Below are 319 nucleotides of genomic sequence, written 5' to 3'. Positions count from 1 at the left end.
GTCTTTATATATAGGTTCTGCGTTTTTCAGTTTATCTACCCGTTCTTCTTTTCCAGTATCTGCATTAATGAACATGCGGTACGTATCGTTTTTTATCGTTCCGAGGAACTCATAGCACAGAACTTCCTCTGACATATCATTTTGCACAATCGCCAAATGAGTATCTTCGATCTTTACATGCTGATTCAATGTTTTCTGTGCTTCTTTTTGAGAGATTTTCGGTGCTTTGATGTCTCGAGTTTTATGATTCGTTAAGTAGTCCTTCGCTGAAAACCCAACAACCTCGCCATCATCCAATGCGACTTTCATACGTATACTA

At 38.6% G+C, this 319-nt stretch carries 1 protein-coding gene; it reads right to left on the bottom strand.

The genetic code is table 11. The features are described from left to right. Nucleotides 1-309: PepSY1/2 domain-containing protein (locus AC0IXA_RS27280; protein ID WP_471814879.1), on the bottom strand; the 309-nt coding region annotated here is incomplete at its 3' end. Between the last annotated feature and the right edge of the window lie 10 nt (nucleotides 310-319).

The organism is Pseudomonas sp. AC083 (genome assembly GCF_979253165.1).
Note: the sequence above shows the minus strand (reverse complement) of the source record. Positions and strands in the feature narration are given on the sequence as shown.